The sequence below is a fragment of the Candidatus Thiodiazotropha sp. AKAK2 genome (assembly GCF_058244685.1).
Genome location: NZ_JBSYOP010000004.1, coordinates 23044 through 46027, shown reverse-complemented (window position 1 = coordinate 46027; position 22984 = coordinate 23044). Strand labels below are relative to the sequence as shown.

Annotated in this window: 18 protein-coding genes and 1 pseudogene; 5 read left to right on the top strand and 14 right to left on the bottom strand. The window is 50.7% G+C overall.

What is annotated here, in order from left to right:
* Positions 1–455: 455 nt before the first annotated feature.
* The 10 genes from AC4IE8_RS00675 to AC4IE8_RS00630 form a co-directional block, all read right to left on the bottom strand.
* Positions 456–1178, bottom strand: a complete 723-nt coding sequence (locus AC4IE8_RS00675) for a lipase family alpha/beta hydrolase (protein ID WP_490790056.1) — start codon at positions 1176–1178, stop codon at positions 456–458.
* 20 nt (positions 1179–1198) lie between these two features.
* Positions 1199–2572 carry a 1-acyl-sn-glycerol-3-phosphate acyltransferase gene (locus tag AC4IE8_RS00670; RefSeq protein ID WP_490790055.1) on the bottom strand — a complete coding sequence of 458 codons (1374 nt, stop codon included), beginning with the start codon at positions 2570–2572 and terminating at the stop codon, positions 1199–1201.
* 526 nt (positions 2573–3098) lie between these two features.
* The gene (locus AC4IE8_RS00665; protein ID WP_068987212.1) at positions 3099–3371 is read right to left on the bottom strand and encodes a hypothetical protein; all 273 of its coding nucleotides are present in this window, start codon (positions 3369–3371) and stop codon (positions 3099–3101) included.
* Positions 3372–3758: 387 nt separating this feature from the next.
* Entirely contained in the window at positions 3759–5255 is a 1497-nt protein-coding gene (locus tag AC4IE8_RS00660; RefSeq protein WP_490790054.1) for a DUF294 nucleotidyltransferase-like domain-containing protein, read from the bottom strand.
* Positions 5256–5259: 4 nt separating this feature from the next.
* A complete protein-coding gene (locus AC4IE8_RS00655) occupies positions 5260–5643 on the bottom strand; it encodes a response regulator transcription factor (RefSeq protein ID WP_068987213.1) in 384 nt (127 codons plus the stop codon).
* Positions 5644–5762: 119 nt separating this feature from the next.
* Complete coding sequence (locus tag AC4IE8_RS00650; RefSeq protein WP_490790053.1) at positions 5763–6674, bottom strand: 3'-5' exonuclease; 912 nt, start codon at positions 6672–6674, stop codon at positions 5763–5765.
* Positions 6611–7885: a PAS domain-containing protein gene (locus tag AC4IE8_RS00645; RefSeq protein ID WP_490790052.1), complete on the bottom strand. Its 1275-nt coding sequence runs from the start codon at positions 7883–7885 to the stop codon at positions 6611–6613. The genes AC4IE8_RS00650 and AC4IE8_RS00645 overlap by 64 nt, the downstream gene beginning before the upstream one ends.
* Positions 7886–7942: 57 nt before the next feature.
* Positions 7943–10711, bottom strand: coding sequence for an ATP-binding protein (locus AC4IE8_RS00640; RefSeq protein WP_490790051.1), 2769 nt, complete (start codon positions 10709–10711; stop codon positions 7943–7945).
* Complete coding sequence (locus AC4IE8_RS00635) at positions 10671–10907, bottom strand: hypothetical protein (RefSeq protein WP_068987216.1); 237 nt, start codon at positions 10905–10907, stop codon at positions 10671–10673. The genes AC4IE8_RS00640 and AC4IE8_RS00635 overlap by 41 nt, the downstream gene beginning before the upstream one ends.
* 352 nt (positions 10908–11259) lie before the next feature.
* Positions 11260–11664 (bottom strand): response regulator transcription factor, encoded by a 405-nt coding sequence (locus AC4IE8_RS00630; protein ID WP_490790050.1) that lies wholly within the window; start codon positions 11662–11664, stop codon positions 11260–11262.
* 511 nt (positions 11665–12175) lie between these two features.
* On the opposite strand from AC4IE8_RS00630, the gene AC4IE8_RS00625 reads away from it, so the two are divergent.
* Positions 12176–13006 carry an arginase family protein gene (locus tag AC4IE8_RS00625; protein ID WP_490790049.1) on the top strand — a complete coding sequence of 277 codons (831 nt, stop codon included), beginning with the start codon at positions 12176–12178 and terminating at the stop codon, positions 13004–13006.
* On the opposite strand, the gene ocd is transcribed toward AC4IE8_RS00625, so the two are convergent.
* Positions 12891–13901 carry an ornithine cyclodeaminase gene (ocd, locus tag AC4IE8_RS00620; RefSeq protein WP_068987219.1) on the bottom strand — a complete coding sequence of 337 codons (1011 nt, stop codon included), beginning with the start codon at positions 13899–13901 and terminating at the stop codon, positions 12891–12893. The two genes, AC4IE8_RS00625 and ocd, sit on opposite strands and share 116 nt — an antisense overlap.
* Positions 13902–14957: 1056 nt before the next feature.
* On the opposite strand from ocd, the pseudogene AC4IE8_RS00615 reads away from it, so the two are divergent.
* The 4 genes and pseudogenes from AC4IE8_RS00615 to AC4IE8_RS00600 form a co-directional block, all read left to right on the top strand.
* Positions 14958–15191: pseudogene (locus tag AC4IE8_RS00615) on the top strand (methyl-accepting chemotaxis protein); the annotation flags it as partial.
* On the top strand, positions 15168–15668 hold the full coding sequence (locus AC4IE8_RS00610; protein ID WP_490790057.1) for a CZB domain-containing protein: 501 nt from the start codon (positions 15168–15170) through the stop codon (positions 15666–15668). The pseudogene AC4IE8_RS00615 and the gene AC4IE8_RS00610, both read left to right, overlap by 24 nt.
* Before the next feature lie 413 nt (positions 15669–16081).
* On the top strand, positions 16082–18340 hold the full coding sequence (locus AC4IE8_RS00605) for a hypothetical protein (protein WP_490790048.1): 2259 nt from the start codon (positions 16082–16084) through the stop codon (positions 18338–18340).
* Positions 18337–19671 (top strand): esterase/lipase family protein, encoded by a 1335-nt coding sequence (locus AC4IE8_RS00600; RefSeq protein ID WP_490790047.1) that lies wholly within the window; start codon positions 18337–18339, stop codon positions 19669–19671. Before AC4IE8_RS00605 ends, AC4IE8_RS00600 begins: the two co-directional genes overlap by 4 nt.
* 85 nt (positions 19672–19756) lie before the next feature.
* Here the strand turns inward: AC4IE8_RS00600 and AC4IE8_RS00595 are convergent, their stop codons facing one another.
* The 3 genes from AC4IE8_RS00595 to thiL all read right to left on the bottom strand — a co-directional run bounded on the left by AC4IE8_RS00595 (position 19757) and on the right by thiL (position 22904).
* Positions 19757–20890, bottom strand: coding sequence for an FG-GAP repeat domain-containing protein (locus AC4IE8_RS00595; protein ID WP_490790046.1), 1134 nt, complete (start codon positions 20888–20890; stop codon positions 19757–19759).
* 4 nt (positions 20891–20894) lie between these two features.
* Entirely contained in the window at positions 20895–21746 is an 852-nt protein-coding gene (locus AC4IE8_RS00590) for a GNAT family N-acetyltransferase (protein WP_490790045.1), read from the bottom strand.
* A gap of 174 nt (positions 21747–21920) precedes the next feature.
* Positions 21921–22904, bottom strand: coding sequence for a thiamine-phosphate kinase (gene thiL, locus AC4IE8_RS00585; RefSeq protein ID WP_490790044.1), 984 nt, complete (start codon positions 22902–22904; stop codon positions 21921–21923).
* Positions 22905–22984 lie beyond the last annotated feature (80 nt).

Sequence of the window (22984 nt, the reverse complement as noted above, 5' to 3'; positions counted from 1 at the left end):
ACCTCAGCCAGCCAGTTAACTCTTCTTGAGCATCTTTTGTGATATAAAAAGGAGCTGCTTTCTTTGCCATACCTCATTATATCAATTTCAATAATTAGTTTGTGAACTTTCCGCATGACCCACTAGGGCCTGTTAACACGAAACCAGTACGCCTAACTGGGGCTGTATTTGTTTCCAGCGAGGCAGAATGAGCGAATGATAACGCAGCTGAGCAGAAAATAGGCCCGATCATTTGATAAAAGGGCTAACGGATTCACCCTAATTGATGGAAAATCGAGGAATCCTCTGAGTCAACAAAGATTATCGAAGCTCCATGGCGGCAACTTGGTTACTTTGGGTTATCACATTGGCACCTGATTCTTCTACATGCCCGTCTGATCATCACTTACACTCGTGGGCCAGGTGGTAAATAAGGAAACGATCAGCCGGCCTCCCTTCGGGCCGCCCCACTAGACTCAAGTCTTGTGATCAAAATAGCCATATTTTAAAAAAAACACGATCTGATCAATCACCATATCGTCCCGCATGATAAATGTATGCCCTGATTTTACCCTGAGAAAATCCTTCATTTCTGGGAGTTTGGTACGTTCAACCGCGACTTTACCGTCATCGGCACCGGGTATTTCAGGTAGAAACCAGGGCTCGCCATCTGCCTCTCCTGCAATTATCCCAATTTCACCTTCTATTGGTTTAAGGCGGTTAGGCAGGCTGTTCTGATCCGTTCCCAGCACTTGGGCATTGGGCCCCATGATTGTTTGATAGAGAAATCCATCTTTCATCCCGTCTGCCACTTCGCTGCCTTTGTTGGGTGGCGCCAACATCACGATGCGGCCCAGGTCGCCAATCTGATGATTCTGCAGGTAATACCTGACGATAATTCCACCGAGGGAGTGTGTGACGAAGTGGATAGATGCAGCCTGGTTGTCGCGACAGTATCTTATTGCCGACTCCATCATCGGTATGGTGAATACCTCCAGACTCTGGGTCAGACTCGGGTAATCTTCATTCCATACCGTATATCCCTGGGCTATTAAAGCGTCCTCGATTAAGCCCATCGACTGGGAGGTGCGGCCCATGCCGTGCAGAAGAATGGCGCAATCGCCCACGCCTGTGTCTGCCGGTGTGGGTGTAGATACAAGCAACAGTAGAGCCGCGACAAAAAGTATCTTTCTTTTCATTTGATCGACATCGGTTTGATTCAGTGGTTTGAGAGTCGATTGGCGATCCTGACCATTTTGGCCAACTCCTTTTCCAGTGCCTGCCGTTTTTTCCGTAGATAGCTCTTTAGATCACGTTTTCTCAGGAACAGAACGAATACCCGGATATTTTCGACAATCCTCTGCTTTTCTCCACGCACCATCAACAGTACTGGAATACTGATTATCAGTGTCGCGATATAGGTCAACGTCCATTGCCAACCGAAAGATTGAAATATCAGATAAATCTGCAGGCTCCAGACGGATGAAAAAGCGACCAGCCCCAATACCATTTGGGCGGTATCGTATTGATTGGTTCCCCGGGCGAAATGGCGAGTTAAATGTTTAGTGATTTGATACGGGATATAGCTATTGGCAATACCCCAAAGCGCAATAGGGAACACGACCATCAGCATCCCTGTCATTCTTAAAACATAGAGTACGATCAAAGTAGGCCTGTAATCTAATGAAATTTGATAATCTTTGACACCGCAATAGTGGCAGATCCGTTCGAAATGTTTGAGTTGGACAATCAGTGCCCTCACCCGGTCAGGCTCATGATTTCTAAGCAGCTTTTGTGCATCGATGATGCGTTGCTGGGCACGAAACCGTTGTTGCAGGTTTCGCCGATGATATATTCCGTGACGTAAGGCGAAAAATCGCTCTACCCGGTTGACGAGATGAATCTCCTCCCAGCTCTCTGCATTCAGTGTGAGTGATGTCAAACCCTGTCTGATTCTTTCGGTAAGTTCGATAGCTTTCAGCTCATCGGTATGGCTTGCAGGAAATGTCAGCTCGATCGGCTTGCCGAACTGCACTAATACGGCACTTCTGAATTGACCCTTTTGCGGAAATGTCAGGCCTACGGGAATCACAGCAGGTTCGACACCGGTCACTTTAATCGTACCTAAAGCCAGACGTGCCGCTCCTGTCTTTAACAGGCTTAACTTAGAGTCATCGTGACTTTGTCCTTCGGGAAAGATAATCAGGGTTTCCCCTTTTGCTAGCAGTCCGTAACATTTTTCAAAAGTGTCCGTGTTTTTACTGACATCAACCCCCGGATCAGCTCGCCGATAGATTGGCACGGCGCCAATGCGTTGCAGGAGCGGCCTTAGCAAGGGGTTATCGAATAATCCGCTACGTGTCAAAGGTCGAATGGCCTTTTGTGTTGCTGCCTGTATCACCACCGGATCGGCCAGGGCATTGACATGATTTGCACAGAGCACGATACCTTGGTCCTCTGGCAGATTTTCCAACCCCGAGACCTCAAATTGTCGATAAAAGATTTTGACCACCCATCGACAGAAGGTCTGCCAGAGTTTTTCAAACCGGCTCAGCTTTGTAACTCTGGATATTGTAGAAGTTTCATGTTCCATGAGTCGATTCTCAATCCTTTCTCATTTTATAGAGCTATTATAATTAGGCAATCAGTGCATCTGTGATTATTCGATGATCATGGCGATGCTTCGCCTTATTGCTAACCTGACCACCAGTATTATGGCTGATGGTAGCTCAGTAAGTGCCAAGGTGCTTCATTGTGTTTAATCAAAGCGCATTTGGTGGGGCATGGCCCCACCCTACCATTGATTTCAGGGTGTAGGGTGGGGCCATGCCCCACCAAATAGCGTGTGAGTAAGCACCATTCAGGCCTGTTTAATATTGCCTTGTGCAGATTATGAATCTTTGATCGTGAATCACTACCATGGCTTATACCCTTCAAAATCAAGTGTTGCATGGCTTTCAGCCAGATGAAAGGTATCTATTCCGGACAGTATGGCCCCTTGCGGGAGAGGAGCCGGGGGAGAGGGTTTTTTATACCTGATGGGCTGACGTTAGTCATTCGTCATTTTGATTAGTGCGGCCCACTAGGGCCTGTTAACAGGCCCTAGATCTTCGGCTGGCTTACCAATTAACCGGTGTGCCGACATCGATCAGGATGCTGCCATAGCCTTCATCCAGTCCATTTTGTACAACATGACGGGTATCCGCATAGCCGCCGGTGTGGAGGATGGAGCTACCATAAGAGTCGCCAATACCCGGCTGTACGGCTGTTGCGAGTTGAGTCGATTCTGCAGTTCCCGCATACAGATCGGGGTTTTGACCCGTTACATCAAATGCACCGGCGTACAGGTTGGTTGAAAGTATCATGGCTGCTGTGAGTACGATTTTTTTCATGGTGTTATTCCTCTGTTATTTCGTTTGGATTCGCAGAAATTGCTGCGTTCAGTTACCTATACGCAGGGTAAACTGGGTTGGATTCAAAACGGTTTCTGAGTGAATTTTTTAGCCGGTGCATGACATCTCGACCGGTGATAATTCAGATAATCGGCAAGGGGTTGCTAGGGCCTGTTAACAGGCCCTAACAAGACGGAACGTCTTATTGACCTTTTGAACTACACTAAAAATCGATCTGCCAGGGAGTTGCCGGCAGCAGACCATAGACGCGCTCTGCGCACAAACACGAAATCTGCGGTTCACGATTTCACTATCCCGTAACTCTCGGGTCTGCCACCACGGTAATCAGAACTTGTTGCTACCAGGTTGGCAGTAGTCGTGAGCGACTCAGCCCAGAAACTCTTGCCTTAACCTCAGCTGTAGCGATTTGGCCTGTCTGAAGGCCTCTTTCAACATCTGGCGCTGGGTTATGCTGAGCTGTTTCGGATCGATCCGATTGACCTCATCGTAATCACCACCGGCCAACTGTCTCTGAATGCGCAGACGTTGAATAACATCAAACGCCTCGATTGAGGCAATGGTATCGGTCGTGGCACGCTCCATTGCCTCACCTGCACGGCGCAAACGCTCTGTCGTATTGGTGGACCAGATGCCATGCTTCAAAGTCCAGATACGTGCTGAATCCACAAACGGACGGCTTCCACGCTTCTTCAAATCAATGGTATGGGGATAGCGGTTGCCACCGTCATAGGAAAAGCCCCCCAACCATCCCAGCGAAGGGACACAGGTCAGGGCTTCATCCGCCATCGCATATAAAAACCGTGGGTGCTCAGCCGGTTGAGGCAGGAGCCATTGGTGTAGATCATCAACCAGCTCGTCCTGTCCGTAGAGCGGTCGGAAATCGAAGAAAATGGTGGCGTACAGCAACGCCTTGGGGTCGGGAGTCGACATCCAGCCCAGATAGCGCTGCTGCCACTCCTCAACTGACAAACACCAGCTCGGATTACCGGCCATAATACCCCCGCGGCAGAGTGCAAACCCGCAGTGATCTAAGGCTTTGTTGACCGCCTTGGCAAACGCCAACAAGGCGGCTCGGATTCTGGGCGTATCCGACTCGTTCTCCGGCTGAAAGATCAAGCCGTTGTCCTGATCTGTTGCGAAGGTCTGCTCCAAGCGCCCTTCCGAGCCGAAGGCCATCCAGCACCAGGAGACCGGCGGCAGATCGAACTCATCAGCAACCAGTTCAATCACCCGCATACAGATTAAGTCATTCAGACCTGACATCCATTGACACAGGGCTTCCACCCCCATGCCATTGGAAAAAAGCTCACTGCCCCGTTGCCGTACTGCAATCGTAGCCTTGGCCATACTATCCACGTTGTTCGCTAATTCGATGCTTTGAATCAGGGTTTCGGCACCCCCCTCGCGAAATCCTGGTAGGTCGGCCGGTGACAACAGATTGAAAATCTGACCATCCGCCTCCACCAGCACCAGGTGATTCAAGCGTCCGCGGGTCAATGCGACTTTTGCCCGGTGCGCGGCCGAATCGACAGGCAGGGTTACCGGAGCGGCAGTCATGAAGGCGAACACAGGATCGTCAAGATTTGCGCCCGAGAAGGTAATTGCATCGATCAGATCGTGTAAGGTGACGATACCAAGCGGCATGTCGCCCTGCTCAGCCACCACACCGGCATGTGCGCCAACCCGATTCAGCTCAAACATGGCATTGCGCAGGGTAGCGTCGGGACTGAATATCAACAGCTGCTGTCTGACCAGATCACGAAGACGTATCTCACCGATACCCATGGTGCTATGCATGGCACGCAACTCGTCCAGCGGCTTTGGCGGTTTCGGAGGTGTGGAAGGTTTGGTTGCAGGCATCATATGACTACTCCTCCTCACTTCTTCGTTGCAGTAATTGGTTGACTTTCTCGACCAGCTCATGGGTTGAAAACGGCTTGGTGATGTAGGCGTCGGCACCGAGTGATAAGCCCTTCTTTATCTCCGCATCCCGTCCCTTGGCGCTCAGCATTAAAATGGGAAGGTCCGACAATCGCTGATCGTTACGCACCTCGGCACACACCTCGAAACCGTTCTTACGCGGCATCATCACATCCAGAATCATTAAATCAGGAACTTCATCAGCGAGTAACTGCATCGCCTGCTCACCGTCCGCTGCGCTCACCACCTCATAACCGCTACGTTTCATCAGAAATTCGACGGAGAAGACGATATTCGGCTCGTCATCGACAATCAGGATTTTCTTCGACATGAGGTTCTCCGACGCGTTATAGTTAAAAACATCCTTTTTTATTCAGATATAGATAAAGGTAGCAGCTTTCTCAAATCTGCATTACCCAGGCATTCGAACACTGTCAATCAAGCGGCAGTTTAATATCGGGCCTGCTGACTTCTGAATTCCACCATCTTTTCCGAAACCGCGACGGCATCGGCGAAGGTGTGGATCCCCTTCGCCTTCATGAGGTCGATCATGCGCAAAAAGACCTCGGCGGTAGCAATGGAATCACCGAGTGCGGTATGACGGTATTGTGCTTCGATCTCAACCCCAAAGCGCTCCGCTAGGACATCCAGGGTGTGTTGCTTGGAGTGATCGTGAATATAGGCCGAGAGCAGTACCGTATCCAACACCGGGTTATCGAAAGTCACCCCGCAGACCGCTTCTTTCAATTGTAGAAATTTCATATCGAATGCGGCGTTATGAGCAACCATGACAGCATCGCCGACATAGTCATGAAAACGAGGCAACACATCAGTAATCGGTGGTTGATCGCTGACCATCGCTTCGGTGATATGGTGTATATCGGTTGAGCTCGCTGGAATCGTGCACCCCGGATTGACCAACTGATTGAAATACTCCCCCGACAGAATTCGGCCGTTGACGATCCTGACACCTGCCAGTTGTATGATTTCATCCCCGTCCGACGGTTCCAGTCCGGTGGTTTCCGTATCGAAGACCACATAGGTCAACTCTCGCAGATCCCGTTCGCTGAACTGGTTGTTATCAAGATTTTTCAGTAAATCAAAATCATAAAACTCCGGGCGCCCCCCCGTTCCATGCAGATCGAAACTGAGTGGCCTATGATCCTCCTTGGCCAAGGGTAACGGCAGACGCAAGTAGGCCATGCCATCAGCCTGCGCTTCACTCCAGATGACCGCTTTGTGGTTCTCCAGTATGTCGTGACCGGTCATTCCCTTGAGACACTCATCGAATGACTCACTCAACCAGCTATCGAGCATTCCGCTACGGACCAACTCCCCGGCCCAGCAGATATCGATAAACACCTTATCCTTTTCGGATCTGGGTTCCAGCTCAAAGGTTGTTGCGGAGGTTTCCTCGGCGATTTTACGGATAATCCGCTTGTCAGTTCCACGATCGAGAGACTGTCACAATGCATCCAGAGCGGATCACCGTTGATCAGGCATTGAATTGTATCCTCCGCTTTAAATCGACGTACCACACAATTCAGCAAGGTGGATGAGTAGACATCACTCATCGGCCAGTGACCGGTAACGATCTCACGATAGTCTTGACTGAGTTCCTGTAAACGTTTTGATAGATGATCACTCTCCTCACTCAGAACGTTTTCAAACTGCCGGCGGCCTTCATCGTCCATGTTCTCGTTATCGATCAACATCTCCGTGGCGGCACGCAAGTTTGCTACCGGAGCCCGCAAGCCCTCGACAGCATCACGCAGAATTCGATCCCGTTTTGCCAACTCGGCCAGCTTCTCGGTAACATCGTCGAAGGTCACGACATACCCGGTTGCGGTGCGCTCGTCACTGTCGAGTATCAAGCTCAGTTGACCTTCGATGATGTGGCGTCCATCACTGGTGGAGCAGACCACATGGGCCGAAAACTCCGGCTCCGATTGATCGATTTCCAACTGGCCGGTGAGATATTCCAGGCTGTGTGCGATAGAGGGGGTACTGAGCAGATTCGAGACCGAACGATTCAGGCCGATCTCACCGGTATAGTGGAGAATATTCAGTGCGCGCCGGTTATACAAAAGGATCTTGTGGTTCATATTGCAGACCAGCACGCCTTCATTCAGATCCCTCAGTGTGGTTTCCAGACGCGTCCGCTGCAGCTCAACCTTGCGAGTAGCCTCTTCGATCTCTTGATTGAGTTTTTTTTGGGCTGACTCCAAAGCTATCGCCATTTCCCGTGCAGCCGGGGCCAGTAATCCAAGATACCTGCCCGGTTCTGTCTCAATACCATGCTCGGCATTGGTATGCGTGAGTGTCTGCAGGTCGCTGGTAAGGGTGTTGATGGGGGCGACCACATGATCGTCGAACTTCAGCCATACCCAAAGCACCAGACCGATCAGAGCGAACCCGGCAGCGCCACCCCACAACACCAGATGCGGCACCGATTCCGGCCCGATCCTGCCGGCCGCAAACCAGAGTGCCGAGCCCAACAGTGCTGGCACCATCAATGCAATCAGGGCAAAGAAAAGGAATACCCTAAAACGCAGACTCCACTTTTCTATCATGTTTAAGCCACCTCACCCGGCGCCATCGCAACGACGTCTTTCCAGGGCCTCCGTCGCTCAAGCCTGTCCCTCCAGGGGAAGGACAAACTTGAATATCGAACCTTTTTCCAGTTCGCTCTCAACCCAGATCCGACCAGCATGATGCTCGACAATTTTTCGGCAAATCGGCAAACCCAGCCCCGACCCCCGGGGCTTCCCCTCCTGGACATCACTAACCTGATGAAACTTCTCAAAGATCCGCTCCTGTTCACCAGCGGCGATACCACAACCGTTATCGGATACTTCCACATTGGCCATGCCATTACGTGCATAGACCCTGACACGGATCCGCCCACGTTCTCCATCACAAAACTTGACTGCATTGGAGATCAGATTGATCACCACCTGGATCAACCTGTCCTTATCCACAGTGACCTGAACCGCCTGATTGGTCATATCCTTGTGTAAGGCTGTGCCACTCTCAGCCACCAGCTGCTGCGTGGCCACGAGCGCCTCCTCGATCGCCTCACGCAGATCCGTGGATTGCATTTCCCATTCAACACTGTCGGATTCAATTTTCGCCAGATCCAAGACTTCGTTGATCAGACGTGTCAGGCGCTCATTCTCCTTGACGATAATGTCCAAAAACTCTTGGCGTTGCGTGGCGGGCATCTCAGGGCTGTCCCGCAGGATTTCCGAAAACGCCCGTATCGACGTGAGCGGCGTACGTAACTCGTGGCTGACTGTCGAGACGAAATCATCCTTTAACCGATCCAACTCCTTGAGACGCTCGTTGGCCGCTTTGAGTTTGCCCGTTGCGGCTTCCAGCTCCTGGGACTTCTGTTCGAGTTGACGGCTGTACTCGAGCACCTGGGAAGTCTCATCGAGAATTTTCATCACCCCTTCGATACTCAGCTCCTCGCCCTTCACTACCGTGCCCATCATCACGCGTGCCGACGCGGCGCCAATCGCGCCGGCCAGCTGGCGCTCGGCATACTCAACCAATCCGCTTTCGGCGGGTGCTTCATCGTTCAGTGACTGACCCTCTGCCAGGGCAAACTCTTCAAACGCCTTGGCCGCTTGCTCCACCCCGATGAATCGAGCGAGAATTTCCCGTATTTCAGCGACCGATGATGTGCTCTCCCAGATACGCGAATCCCGGGTTTGCGAACCTTGCCTGAATACATCAACAAACAGGGTCGCCTGGATACGTTCAATTGCACTTTGGTTGGCAAACAGTGAGACCCCCACCAGCAGTCCCACATTCACCAACATACTCCAGAATACGGCATGGGTTATCGGATCGAACAGATCGAGACCCAGCAACTGGTAAGGCCGCAACCAGGACCAACCAAACAGTCCCTCTTCAAGAAACGTTTGAGGGAGCCAACCCGAAAGGGCGAAACCGGGTATCACCAGCGTGTAGGCCCATACCAAAAAGCCCCCAAGCAGACCGGCCACCGCACCTGCACGGCTGGCACCCTTCCAATAGATACCGATCAATATCGGTGGAGCAAACTGGGCGGCTGCAGCAAAAGAGACCAAGCCGATGGTGACCAGTGCATAGGACTCTCCAATGAGTTGGAAGTAGAGATACCCCAGCAGTAAGATGGCGATGATGGCGCCGCGTCGAATCGCCAGTAACAAGCCACTCATATCCTCACGATGCAACAGACGCATACGCAGCAAAAACGGAATCACCAGGTCGTTGCATACCATAGTGGATATCGCGATGGTTGCTACAATCACCATACCGGTTGCGGCCGAGAGTCCACCGATAAAGGCGAAAAGTGCCAAAAATTCCGCACTCTCTGTCATCGGCAGCGTCAACACGAAAGTGTCCGGATCAATGGTGCCTTGAGGAAACAGAATCAAACCGGCGATAGCAATTGGCAGCACAAACAGATTGATCAACAAAAGGTAGAGAGGAAACAACCAGCTCGCTTTACGAATATGCGCTTCATTGACATTTTCAACCACCAGAACCTGAAACTGACGCGGCAGAAACATAATTGCCATCATGGCAAGAAAGGTCAGGGACAACCAACTCGCGTAGCTACCGGGCATGGCATCAAAGCTGAATAGAAGGGCCACCTCCGGCACAGTGGCTGCTTTGGCAAACAGATCCCCCGGCCCGGAAAACAGCACAAATACCACAAACAATCCGACTGTCAGAAATGCGATCAACTTGATCAGGGATTCGAATGCGATCGCAGCGACCATCCCTTCATGACGCTCGGTGGTATCGATATGCCGGGTACCGAAGAGGATGGTGAACGCTGCCAGGGCGAGTGCGACATAGAGTGCGGTATCGGCATAAATAGCCCGGGTTGCTGCATTGTCGGCAATTTGCGGATAGGTTAGCAGCACATTGGAACTGACGGCGATGGCCTTCAATTGCAGGGAGATGTAGGGCATGATGCCTACTACCGCAATCACGGTCACCACCCCCCCCACCAGAGCGCTTTTTCCATAGCGGGAGCCGATAAAGTCGGCAATCGAAGTAATTCGATGCACCTTGCTGATACGAACGATCTTGCGTAACACAAACCACCAGAGGCAGGCCATCAGAGTAGGCCCCAGATAGATGGGTAAAAACCCGACACCGGAACCGGCGGCCCGGCCGACACTGCCGTAGAATGTCCAAGCGGTACAGTAGACAGCGATCGATAGCGTATAGATATAGGGATTACTGATGATCGATCGCCCTGCATCCGAACGCATGTCCGCATAAAAGGCAATTGCGAACAGTAGCCCCAGATAGGCAAAGGCAATGAGTAACATCAACCAGCCGGAGAGCATCTGTTCAACCGCCTTTGCGTTCGCGACGCAGGCTCTCTCTTTCACCGCTCCGGCGTGTCTCCATCAGCAGCGCCAGGAAAACGATAATCAGTAACCAGGCGATAAACAGATAGAGATAGAGTACAGGAATACCCAACCATAAGGATCCCGCACCGAACAGATGCAACAGCGGATAGTTGAGCAGGATCACTCCCAACAGAAAAAGAACGATGAGACGCTCATGATTTCGCCCGTTTGTCATAGTCTTTATCCAACTCACTGATGATCAACCAATTGTCGAGATACAGACTCCGTTCCCGGTGCCCCACCCATCCACGCCAAGGTGAATAATGAGGTCGTATTCTTTGAAGTTTAATAAACTTCAGGTCAATTGCACGATTTAAGAAAAATCTTGACCCTTTACCTGGTCGAATCAAAAGTGTCGACAACTCCGAACAACCGGGATAACAGGAATCCGCAAGAAACTGATTGCATTGCGCAAAGAGCGTGACGTCTATCCGCAAATAGACTGATCAATCCATCTGTATGGAGAGTGTCGGATTGAAGCGCAGAGTCGCACTGTGAATATAAACTGACCGATTCGTTACTGATGGTTAACTCGAAGAATGATCCAAGAGGGATTTCACCTTTTCCACCAACTCTTGGGTAGCAAAGGGTTTAGTGACATAGTCATCCGCCCCGAGCGCCATACCCTTATCGCGCTCCACGTCCCGCCCCCTGGCCGTCAACATGATAATACGCACTGAACTCAACTCAGGATCACCCCGCACTGCCTGACAAACCTCGTAACCATCCATTCGCGGCATCATCACATCGAGCAGCACAAGATCCGGCCGCAGCTGCTTAATGGTGCTCAGGGCATCGACGCCATTGTTGGCCGTCGTTACGTTATATCCCGCCTTCTTCATTAGAAACTCCAATGAAAGAACGATATTGGGTTCGTCGTCTACCACCAGAATCTCTCCACCCATAAGCCTCTCTCCCGCATTGGATGCCATTACCGCTTCAATAAACGGTTATCTTTGGATTCAGTCAATAGTATAGTTTTAATATTCGACCGTATTCATGAAATCAGGCGCTCTTGGTCGAACTGAAACCTGTGGACCAGAATAGCTTCTCGGTAGCGCCTGTGATGCAGTCAACAGCCCGGAAGTTGGCGGTATTGTGTAAAGATATCTGCTGCTTACAACGCCATAACATTTGCTCCGATTTCTTGTCTAACAGACTAGGGCCTGTTAACACTAACCCAATAGGCCCTAGAATCTTAAGGCCGATCAGCAATTTCATCGCATTGAGAAATTTGATCTCAAGGTTTGTGTTTGCCCTGTAGGGTTAGTGCAATTGAATCATCAAAAATGCTAACTTGAATTGGTTCTCGGAATGGCAGGAGAATTCAAAAGAGCGATTGTGGGCCTCAGTACAGCGTCCTCGCATGGAAGTCGACCCTGTGCGTATCATTTAGGCCCATCGGTTTTACGCCAATACGACAGAACAGCCAGTGTGAACTGGATGCGGCCTATCACAACCTCAACTCGTGAGCGAATAGACTCCTTGATCGCACTCAACCGGGATGTGCGCCTTTGCACGGAATCTCTGCTGTTGCAGGGACGGCGTTTCATATTTCTAAGCGGAGACCACAGCACAGCGATTGGTATTTGGGGGGGCGTCATGCGTGCACTGGCAAAAACCGACCGACAGCTTGGTCTGATTTGGATCGATGCTCACATGGATGCTCATACCACAAGATCAAGTCCATCAGGCAATCCTCACGGCATGCCGGTTGCCGGCTTGCTGGGTATGCATGATCCCATATTGAAGCGGATTGGAGATGGTCAGCCAACCATCAAGCCGGAACAGATCGTGCTTGTTGGCGTCCACAGTTATGAATCGATCGAGAAAAGACACCTGGACGGTTTGGGTGTCGAATACTACATGATGAGCAGGGTTCGTCAGCTGGGGCTGCGAACGATACTCCATCGCTGTTGGCAAAAGCTGTTACTGCATTGCGATCTAGTCGGCATCAGTATCGATCTGGACGCAATCGATCCCAGAGACGCACCTGGGGTCACAGTGCCTGTAGCACACGGAATACGCTTACAGGAGTTGCTGCAAGCACTCGCCTTCATGCCCACGCCCGCAGCTATCGAGCTATCGGAGTACAATCCGTGTGCAGATCGAAACCTAAAGACAATGCGTTCGATTTCGTTGATTACCCAGGCAGTCTTCAATCGATCAAATAGCCGTAGAGGTTTTTCGGATCGGGTGGGATCGCGAGCAGTTGGATCGACTCACCGATATCATGAGCTACCGCCAATTCCTCTAGCAGCATCAGGGCGCTGAAATCCTCGAGTGCAAAACCGACGGCATCAAACAGCGTGATCTCACTGTCATGTTGGCGGCCAGGATGATTCTGGCGAACCAGCGATTGTAGCTCCACAGGAGCTGTAGTACCTTGCCGATTCTGAATCTCACCCTCAACCCGGGTTTGGGGCAGATACTCCACGACAACGGTTGCTCTGTCGATCAGTTGCGGTGGCAACTCCGTTTTACCGGGACAATCCCCACCAAGGGCATGGATATGCATACCAGGAGTGATCTGGTCAGCATGGAATAAAACCGCCTTCTTGCGTGCGGCTGTCGCGGTCACAAGGATATCGATCCCTTCCAGCAAGCTCTCTGGGTTTTGCTTGTGATGCATCTGCCATGCCTGACCAGAGAGATTTCGTGCAAACTTCTCTGCTGCTTGGGGATCGATATCCAGATAGTTTACCTGCTCGATCGGGAACTCATTAGCCAGTGCAAGCAGTTGAAACTCCGCTTGTGCACCACAACCGATGATACCGACCCGTCGGCTGTCACGACGCGCCAGATAGCGCGCTCCCAGAGCGGTGACTGCCGCTGTTCTTAGCGCGGTCATGATTCCCGTTTCTGCAACCAGTATCGGCATGCCGGTCTCCACCTCGGCGAGCACGCCAAGTGAAAGAATGCTCGGCAGTCCTTTTGGTATATTCCCTGGGTGACCATTGACGAACTTGAAGCTGTAGTGTGCTTGATCGGAACAGGGCATCAGCTCCAGTACGCCATGCTCAAAGTGCGTAGCATGACGTTCCGATTTTGAGAACTCATCCCAGCGGGAAAAATCACTTTTGATACGTGTAGTCAGATCCCGGAGAAAGGCCTGCAGGCCAGTTTGCCGCATGAGGTCACGAATATGATTTATCGTTAGTAGACGCATTTCGATGCACCATAAGGCTTTTACTCTTTGACAATGAAAGCCTGATGTTATCTCCCGAAAAAGTCTTTCTGTCGGTTTTTACCATTAACAGGCAATCCGGAATACACAGGATCAACAATCAAGAGAGTGAATCTCGACAAACGAAGTAGCGGTAACAGGATGTCAAAGTGCGATTGTCTCGGTTTAACGATAAATGCAATGAAAGCTTGGACATCAATACACAAGCCCTGTTTGTCACTGAATCGGCTTTATAGATTCACTGGTATTGATCTCTTAATCTAAGGCATCAAACACAATAGCCTGCCGGGTTGCAGTTGCAATTCAATTCACTTCTCTTCTCTTCCAGAGAAGACAGCCGGCCAACTGAATGATCGCAGTTACCATCGTATCCGTAATACCTAGTTTCATTCTGATGATGACGAATCAATTTAGATAAAGATTTTTCTCTCCTGACAGATTGTCATTCAATAATCTGACAATCTGTCAGTTATCCATTGTAAAGGCAGTTCAATCACATGCATTTTACAAAAATTAACATTTTTCCAGTATTTTTAAAGCCAATAACCCTACATTGTATGCTTGTATTACCGATACAAAAATATGTGAAATGGCTTGGCAATGGTGTGGCACTACATGATTGGATTATTTAACAAAAAAGAAATTTCAGACCTCAGGCAAGAGTTATCCCAAGTAAAAATAGAGTTGGAAGAAAAAACCAATCAGATCAGATTGCTCAAAGAAAGTAATGATGAATTATCAGAAAAGGCTCAAGATGCGTTGAATGAGCTTCGCTTACAGCAGCAGTTACTGATAAATTTCAATACACTGAGCGACTCATTCAGTGAACTTCAGCAATCAATGATGCATGCTGCTGTAAACATGAAAGAAGAAAAGTCGAATGCAATTCGCAGTTCAGAGATTTCAACTCAGGCAATTTCCAGTATCGGCGTCATGACCGATGAAATTGACAATGTCAGTCTTATCTCCAGAGAGAGCTCAGAGAGTGTTGATAAGTTGGCCACACTGGCAGGCAATATCAGTAATTTCGTTACCATCATCCAAGGGATATCAGAGCAAACTAATTTACTGGCATTAAATGCAGCAATCGAGGCCGCTCGTGCAGGAGATATGGGTCGTGGTTTTGCTGTGGTGGCGGATGAAGTCCGAACTTTAGCCGGACATACGCGTGATGCCACAACAGAAATTGCATCTCTTGTGGAAACAATCACCCAGGAAACTCAGAAATCTAAACAAACAATGTCATCGATGCGAGATGTGACTACAGGTTTTCAAGACAAAGTCGCACAATCTGTCGATACGATCAAACAGCAGTTTGAATTATCGAAATCAATGGAAATGGTGATATCTTCTACTGCGCTTAGAACCTTTGTTGAACTGGCGAAGTTTGACCATATGATCTTTAAGTTTGGTATCTACAAAGCATTTCTTGGACTGGCCGAACTACCTGCCGACTCTCTCTCAGACCACAGAAACTGCCGCCTAGGGCAGTGGTATTACAGTGGTGAGGGAGTTTCGTGTTTTTCAACACTTTCCGGTTATCGTGAAATAGAGAAACCTCATCAGCTTGTACATAAGTATGGCAAACAGGCCCTGGTCCATCTGGAAAAGGATGATAAAGAGGCCAGTATCGACAACATCGCTTTGATGGAAGAAGCCAGCATGCAGGTAATCGCAAATCTTGAGCGATTGGCACACTCTGGGGAATCCAACGCTCATATCCTGTGCACAGATGAGGATGAATCATAGCTACCAAGTTAGATTTACTGCGTAGCTGGATAGCCTCAATTACCATCTGCCGACACCCATGTTGATTCAGTATACAGACTATCAAGTGAATGGTTTACAAACTTCAACGGAAAGGTTCCGCACTGATCCGAATAAAATCTGAGAGCCGGTGTGATCTCAGCATTCCACTGCCCACTTATGGGTAAAACGTGCAGAAACAGAGCTGTATTCAAAACGCACAAAACAGCAAGATCAATAGATTTTCAGACTCTGACTTGATTGATTCGCAAGCTACCATTCGGTTGGCACTTTCTATTTACCTATAGGAAATATTTCGAAAGTGGGTCTATGCTTCCTAATATTAAATAGGGATCTGCCGGAAATAGAATAAGCCGCTTTGTTGGAAGAATAAATACAAAGAGGATCAACAGCTTATGAATTCCAAGCATGATGAGCACCGTAGCGTTACTCTGCGTCCTCTGTATGGAAATGAAGTCACTCTGACCTGCGATTGGGCCAAATTTCAGGCCGCAGCCATTCGCTGGAGTCGCTCCCTGCGCAATCGCCGCCGCTGGCTGACCAGTGATGCCATCATTGAACGCCGTCTCCAGGCTGTCGAACAAGCAGCTGAAATCTTTATTGAGCTGAAGAGCCCGAAAAAACATCAGGAGATCATTACCCGCCTGGCAAACGGCGGTATCGTCGAAGTGACCCTGCCGCCCTTTGAAAGTGAGGGTAAGGATTGGGCACTGAGAATTTTTCCCTGGGAGTACTTTCTATCCACACTGACCCGTGAGACCCGTAAGGCACAGCAACCGGCTCTGCCTTTTCTGATCACCCGGGTATTGCCGCTGGAGCAGTCCGGCAATGATTACGCAACCATTGCGGACGACAACATACTGATGGTGCAATGCGCCCCGGAACCTTTGGAGGCGCTCTACAGCTTCCGCTCTGAAGTGGAACTGATGCGGATCAACCTGGACCTGAAAGACTGGGATTTCGTTCTTCCCAACCCCAACAGTGCTGTGCTGAAAGATCGCATCGCTGCCCAGTCTCCCGGTCTCGTGCATCTGGCCGGTTTCGATCTGCACCAGGCGCTACGCTATCTTCCACCGCAGATCACCGACGGGGTAGGCCGGCATGAGGATGGTTTTATCATCGCCGATCCGCAAGGTGTGGCGGTAGCCCTGAAACCTGAAGAACTGGCCGAAATCGTCAATGCCGGCGCACTGAAACCGGCCCTCGTATCGGTCAATGTCTACAACTCCGCCGCCCGCCTTTGTGCCTTGGCTGTCGCCCATGGCGCCAAGGTTGCGGTGGGATTTCAGGATGAGATCGATGACCATCTGGCCGAGATATTTTTTGCCAGTCTCTATCGTGCTTGGCACAACGATCCTGACACTTACATTTTACCCGCCTTTCAGGCGGCCTTTGAAGAGACCCGTAAACTGCCCGATGAGTATCGTATGCAGGGCAGCGGTATCGTTCTCTGGTCCAACACCTCCCTGTTGTATCAAATCAGCGGGCGTGAGCAGACCTTACCATTGACTGAGCTGCCATCCACAGGTACCGGGGATGGTGTTGGTGACCTGTTACTCGATATCACACCCTATCAACGTCTCAACTACGCGATTCTGCACAATCGCGGCCACCTGTTCAAACAGTTCAACGTGACGCGCACTTCACGGAACTCTGCGGGCAAGGTGCACGTGGAAGTGGTCGCCCGTGTTGGTGCGGAGGAGTACCCCTACCGGGGATCCCACAGTACCGGCGAGGTGGGTAAGCCAGAAGATATCGGTAAGTACATTCGAATTCCACTCTCCTGGGACTACCTGCGTACGCTCTCGGAAACTTTGCGAACCACAGTATATGTACGAATTACCGCTCATGATAATGTCATCGAAGAGAAGACTTATCAGGTGGATGTGGCGCCGCTCGAGGAGTGGAGTGATACAAACGAAGATCGCATCTGGTTACCATCCTTTGTTTTACCCAGAGATGTTGCAGTAATCGACGCGGTGGCCGGTGCACGACGTTATCTGAGCGCATTAAGCGATGACCCCAATGCCGGTTTTGATGGCTACCAGAGCTACGGCCTCTACGCGGATGATCCCTACGGTCCGGTGGATACCCAGGTGAGAACAATCTGGACAGCACTTGTCCTCGACCACCGTCTGCAATACATCAATCCACCGCCATCCTACTATGCCAAGGCACAAAGGGTACGCAGTCCATCGGAGGTACTGCGACGCTCTCATGGTACCTGCATTGATCTGACTTTGTTGCTGGCCGCCTGCCTGGAGTACATTGAAATCCATCCGGTACTGTTCCTGATCGAAGGTCACGCTTTTCCAGGCTACTGGCGCAGTCCGCAGCAGGCGGATTACTTTGTTCAAGGTGACTACCCGGACGGTGAGACAGATGCTGACGAGTTGACTGAGGATATGGGCACACCGTCCTGGATGTATTCCAAAGCCCACCTGGAGCGTATTTACGCCTTTGTCTCCGCTGGGCACCTGGTACCCCTCGAAAGTACCCTGTTGACATCCAATAGCGGTTTTTTTGCCGCTTGCGATGCAGGCATCGAGTCACTCAGCGATCCCGACCGGTTCCAATTTCTGATCGATGTGCGCCGTGCCAGAAGCGATCCCCAAGGCGCCACCCCACTACCCATTAATAATCAAATGTCATGACAGATGAAATTCGTGTAAACAGCAAGCATCTGGATCGAGCGCTCGAGGAATTGAATCTCTCGCCGGATCCCGACACTCTGAAAGCAGCCGACTCACTCGGGCGGCCGGGCCCTCGCCGTGCCGGTGCGAAAAAGGCGGCCTTACAAATGACCAAAATGCGTGTGCTGGATGTCGGTGGTGAAGCCCTGAGCCTTGAAGAGCATCCACTGACCCCGGTTTCACCCAAACGACGGGGACGCCCACGTAAAGTAACCGGCAGAGAGCAGGTCAAACTGGAACGCCCGATGTCACTCTTGCCCTATAACCAGGTCACCCAGGCAGTGGCCCTGCTCGACGATAAATTAACCCCCGATCGCGGTTTGCGCGAATGGCGGAACGGCAAAATCGTCGGAGACGGAACAGACATCAAACCCCTGGGCAAAGGTAAAAAAATATTGCTGTTCGTACACGGTACCTTCAGCAAGTCGGATGCCTACTTTGACCAGATCGACAGAAGAGGCTTCAAGGCCGGTGATGAATTTCTGCGCTGGGCAAGCCGACAATATGACCAGATACTCACCTTCGACCATGCCACTTTATCGAAGAGCCCTTTTGTGAACGCCCACAGTCTCGCACTGGCGATGGGCAATACAAGCGCCGATGTGGATGTCATCAGCCACAGCCGGGGCGGTGTGGTAACACGCTGGTGGGTCGAAGCCTTGGACCGGGGGCGTGGTAAAAGGCGGGTGGCATTTTCCGGATCACCGTTGGCCGGCACCGGGCTGGCCTCCCCGGCAAACATCCGCGGTGCTCTCGATATGGCCTACAACATCGGCAATGTACTCACCAAGGTCAGTGCTGCGGTACCGCTGATGATGTTTGCCACCGGTATGTTTCAGATCATAACCTCGATATTGCGCGTCGCCGGCAAAACACCCTTGGCCGATGCGGTTGTGGCCATCGTTCCCGGACTCGCCGGACAATCCCGGGTCGGCAACAACTATGAACTGCTGAGCTTGCGAAGTTACGCCAACCCCCGCGCCGATCGAGACTATTTTTTTATTGTGTCCGATTTTGAAAGTGAGAAAGTCGGTTGGAAATTCTGGAAAGTATTTCGCAAAGGAAAGCTGAAGATGAAGCTTGCCGATATCGGTACGGACATGCTGTTCGAAGGTAAAAACGATCTGGTTGTCGACACCCTATCCATGACCGATATGACTGACGAATTGATCATCCCAAGCTCACAAATTCTCGACTACGGTACCCAGAGCAAGGTCATTCATACCAACTACTTTGAACAGGCTAAAACCCTGGCTTTTATTCGCAAATCGTTTGAGATGACGAATGGGTAGTGCGTTTGATCCAAGCTTGATATATCGCACTAGGGCCTGTTAACACGAATCCAATAGGCCCTAACAGACAAACCCGGAATTGGTGTTACTGACTATTATTGAAATACTTTACATCCATACCATCGGCGCATATCCCTTCGAGATCGCCATCCCCGTTGAAATCGGCAAAAGCCGGGTGTTGACAGCCCTGTTCCGGGAATCCATGTCTCCCTTCCGTTTCGGTCGCAACACGATGAAAGGAAGCGGATTGAGCTGTACCGGTATTTTCATAAATCGTGTAGTTTCCCTGATAGCTTACTGATGCGCCATCATAATTCACCCAGGCATCCAGGTCGCCATCGTTATCCATATCGCCGAAAGTTAAAAAGTTTGAACTATGAGATGAGGCCCATAAACCGAAAGGATTCGGCCTGGTTGCTTTTGCAAATGAGGGTGAGCTAGCAGTTCCGGTATTCTCACAATAGCCAATATGAGCAGTAACCATATCGCCACCCTTTTGCCCGATAAACAGATCCAGATCCCCATCGGCATCGATATCCGCCAGTGCTGTATAGACAGCATCATCGGACATATCTGATCGAATCCAGTCACCGGAACATTCGTTTTTCGACAATAGATCACTGGTTTTGAATTCCGGATATTCATTGCTGCCGAGATTGGCTTCATAGACCACTTCAGGATTAGTTGAATAATTTCCGGCAACCGTTGTAATCGCATCGAGGTCACCATCACGGTTCATATCGACCATGATGCGGTAGTTGCTATTCTGGGAAAACACAGCACAACGTACCGGCCCGGAAAATTCAGGGGTAGGTGTCAGTGAAACATTCTCGTAGATAAAGGCTCGATTTGTTGAGGTGGCGATGATATCCAGGTCACCATCCATATCCGCATCCATTGCCATCACAGCTTTAACAAGGCCACTAACCTCTCCCAAAGAGATACCGACAACCTCGATTGGCTCCGGTTCGTCTTCTACAGGATCGTCCCCGACTGGATCCTCATCGATGGGGTCTTCATCCCCAGATCCATTGTCCACTCCACTGTTTGAGGAGCCGCCATTACAGCCAAACAGGATGACCAACACCATACCAAGGCTCAACCTTCTTAATGAGACAAAAGAATCGAACAGAGAGGTTGGTTGATACTCAGCAGTTTCCTGGCGCACTGATGTCTCTTTTGTCTGTGCTTTTGCGTCCCTGTTTTGTCTGTCCATCATCTGATCAAAGTTCCTTATTAAATTGCATGCGTTTCGCTGTTGATGAGAGTATTGAGTTGAAGCGGCGCTCAACAAACCTTAAAAAAAGCTGATTATCTGAACGCACCTGAAAGATTGCACGACTTCCACCAGCAGCCAAATGTCGTCTAACAGACTCAGCAATCAAGGCAATACCTGTTGCCCGGGGTCTATGTTCTGCCGCCACAAACAGAACGGTATATTGAGTAACACCGGCTGCCACTCTATGGGTAATCATCCAGCCAATGACCTCATCCTGATATCGTAACCCGAGGCTGTTTGACCACTCTATGGTGGATTCCTCCTGAAACGGGTTCAGCTCGCTGGGAAACCAGTTGTCGACTTGTTGTCTTGCAACGATTTGTGCTTTTTCTGTCGGCCGGAGCTCATGCCACGGAAACAGCGAATACCCATTCCGAAGAGGCACACGGTCAAACCATAGTGGTTTACGGTAACTGCTTTTGGTAACTTTATAGAGCCTCAATATCTCACTACAAGACCACCCTTGCGGGATCAGGATCGCTTTTACAGCTTGAAATGAGGCTAGATCACTGCGGATGGAGAGGCTTAGCATTCGTATTCCATTCGCCAGGAACATCTGTTCCAGGCGTGACAACAACCTGTGGCCGACGCCTTTCTTACGGTACTGAGGCAGAACATTCCAACAGACGATTCTCGCCGTTCCGCTATCATCAAGCTCACAGAGAATCAGCCCAACAGGTTTAAGATCGATTAGTGCGGTTACGCCAACCAGTGGTTCACGGAGAGGTTTGCCAAAGGTCTGAGAATGGAGTGCTGGGTAAAGCAGGTTCGAATGAGTCGTTTCGATTGCTGTCAAACTGATTGTATCGGACGCACGATATTCGACTTGGACCAGTCCGTTAATCCTGTAACTCAGGTTATTGCAATGCCTGACCATCACTATCCATATGATTGATACTGAAAAAACAGTATAGGTAAATCAGGCATCCATCGTCAATTTGCCAACACCTCGTGTTCGACAGGCATCGTGTTAGCCGGCACTGAAGTGATCAAAACCCAATTGTGGTGGATGCCATGATTTGCCTTGCTTATCGAAACAACGCAACCCCAGTTCCGCTTCAACGCATCCAACGCGGCTGATCGGCAGTGACAGCTGACGGGCAACGGCCGCCACCGCCTCACGACAAGTCACAGGCAGGGTCAGGCAGAGTTCGTAGTCATCACCCGCGGAGACCACCCGGGACCAATCCATATCATCTCCCATGGCCGCACGCAGTTCGGCTGAAAGAGGTAACCGCTCAAGCTGCAGACTGGCCCCGACACCACTCTGTGTCAGGATGTGTCCCAGATCGGCGAGCAGACCGTCGGAGAGGTCGATGGCGCTATGGGCCAGGTGGCGTAGTGCAACGCCCGCCTCCACTCTCGGTTGCGGCCGCTCCAATCGGTCTACCAGGGTCTGTTGGCCAGCCGTCAAAGCTTTTGAGGATTCGTGGAATTTCAGTCCCATTGCCGCATCCCCCAGGGTTCCGGTGACATAGATGTCGTCCCCGACCTGCGCACCATCCCGACGCATTACCTGATGTTTTGGCACCATCCCATGGATCTGCACGGTAACACTGAGTGGACCTCTGGTGGTATCGCCTCCCACCAAAGAGACGTTGTATCGATTCGCCAACCCGGCAAATCCGCGACAAAACCCAACGATCCATTGTTCATCCACCTCCGGCAGGGTCAGTGCCAGGGTGGCCCAGCTGGGTTCGGCGCCCATCGCGGCCATGTCACTCAGATTGACCGCCAGTGCCTTATGCCCCAGGGCATCGGCGGCCACATCCTCAAAAAAGTGCACCCCTGAAACCATCGTATCGACACTCACAACCAACAAGCGCTCTTCCGACACCTGTAGCAACGCAGCATCGTCGCCAACCCCCAGAACCACATCCTGGCGAGGGGTGGTGAGCTGTTTGAAATATTGGTTAATCAGTGCGAACTCAGGGGTCTCTTTATGGCTCTTCATCTGGTAATCAGCAGTTGTCTCCTATAATAGGCAGTGTAACTTTCCACTGAAAGAAGAACAAAGCGAGATTCCCTCTGGGG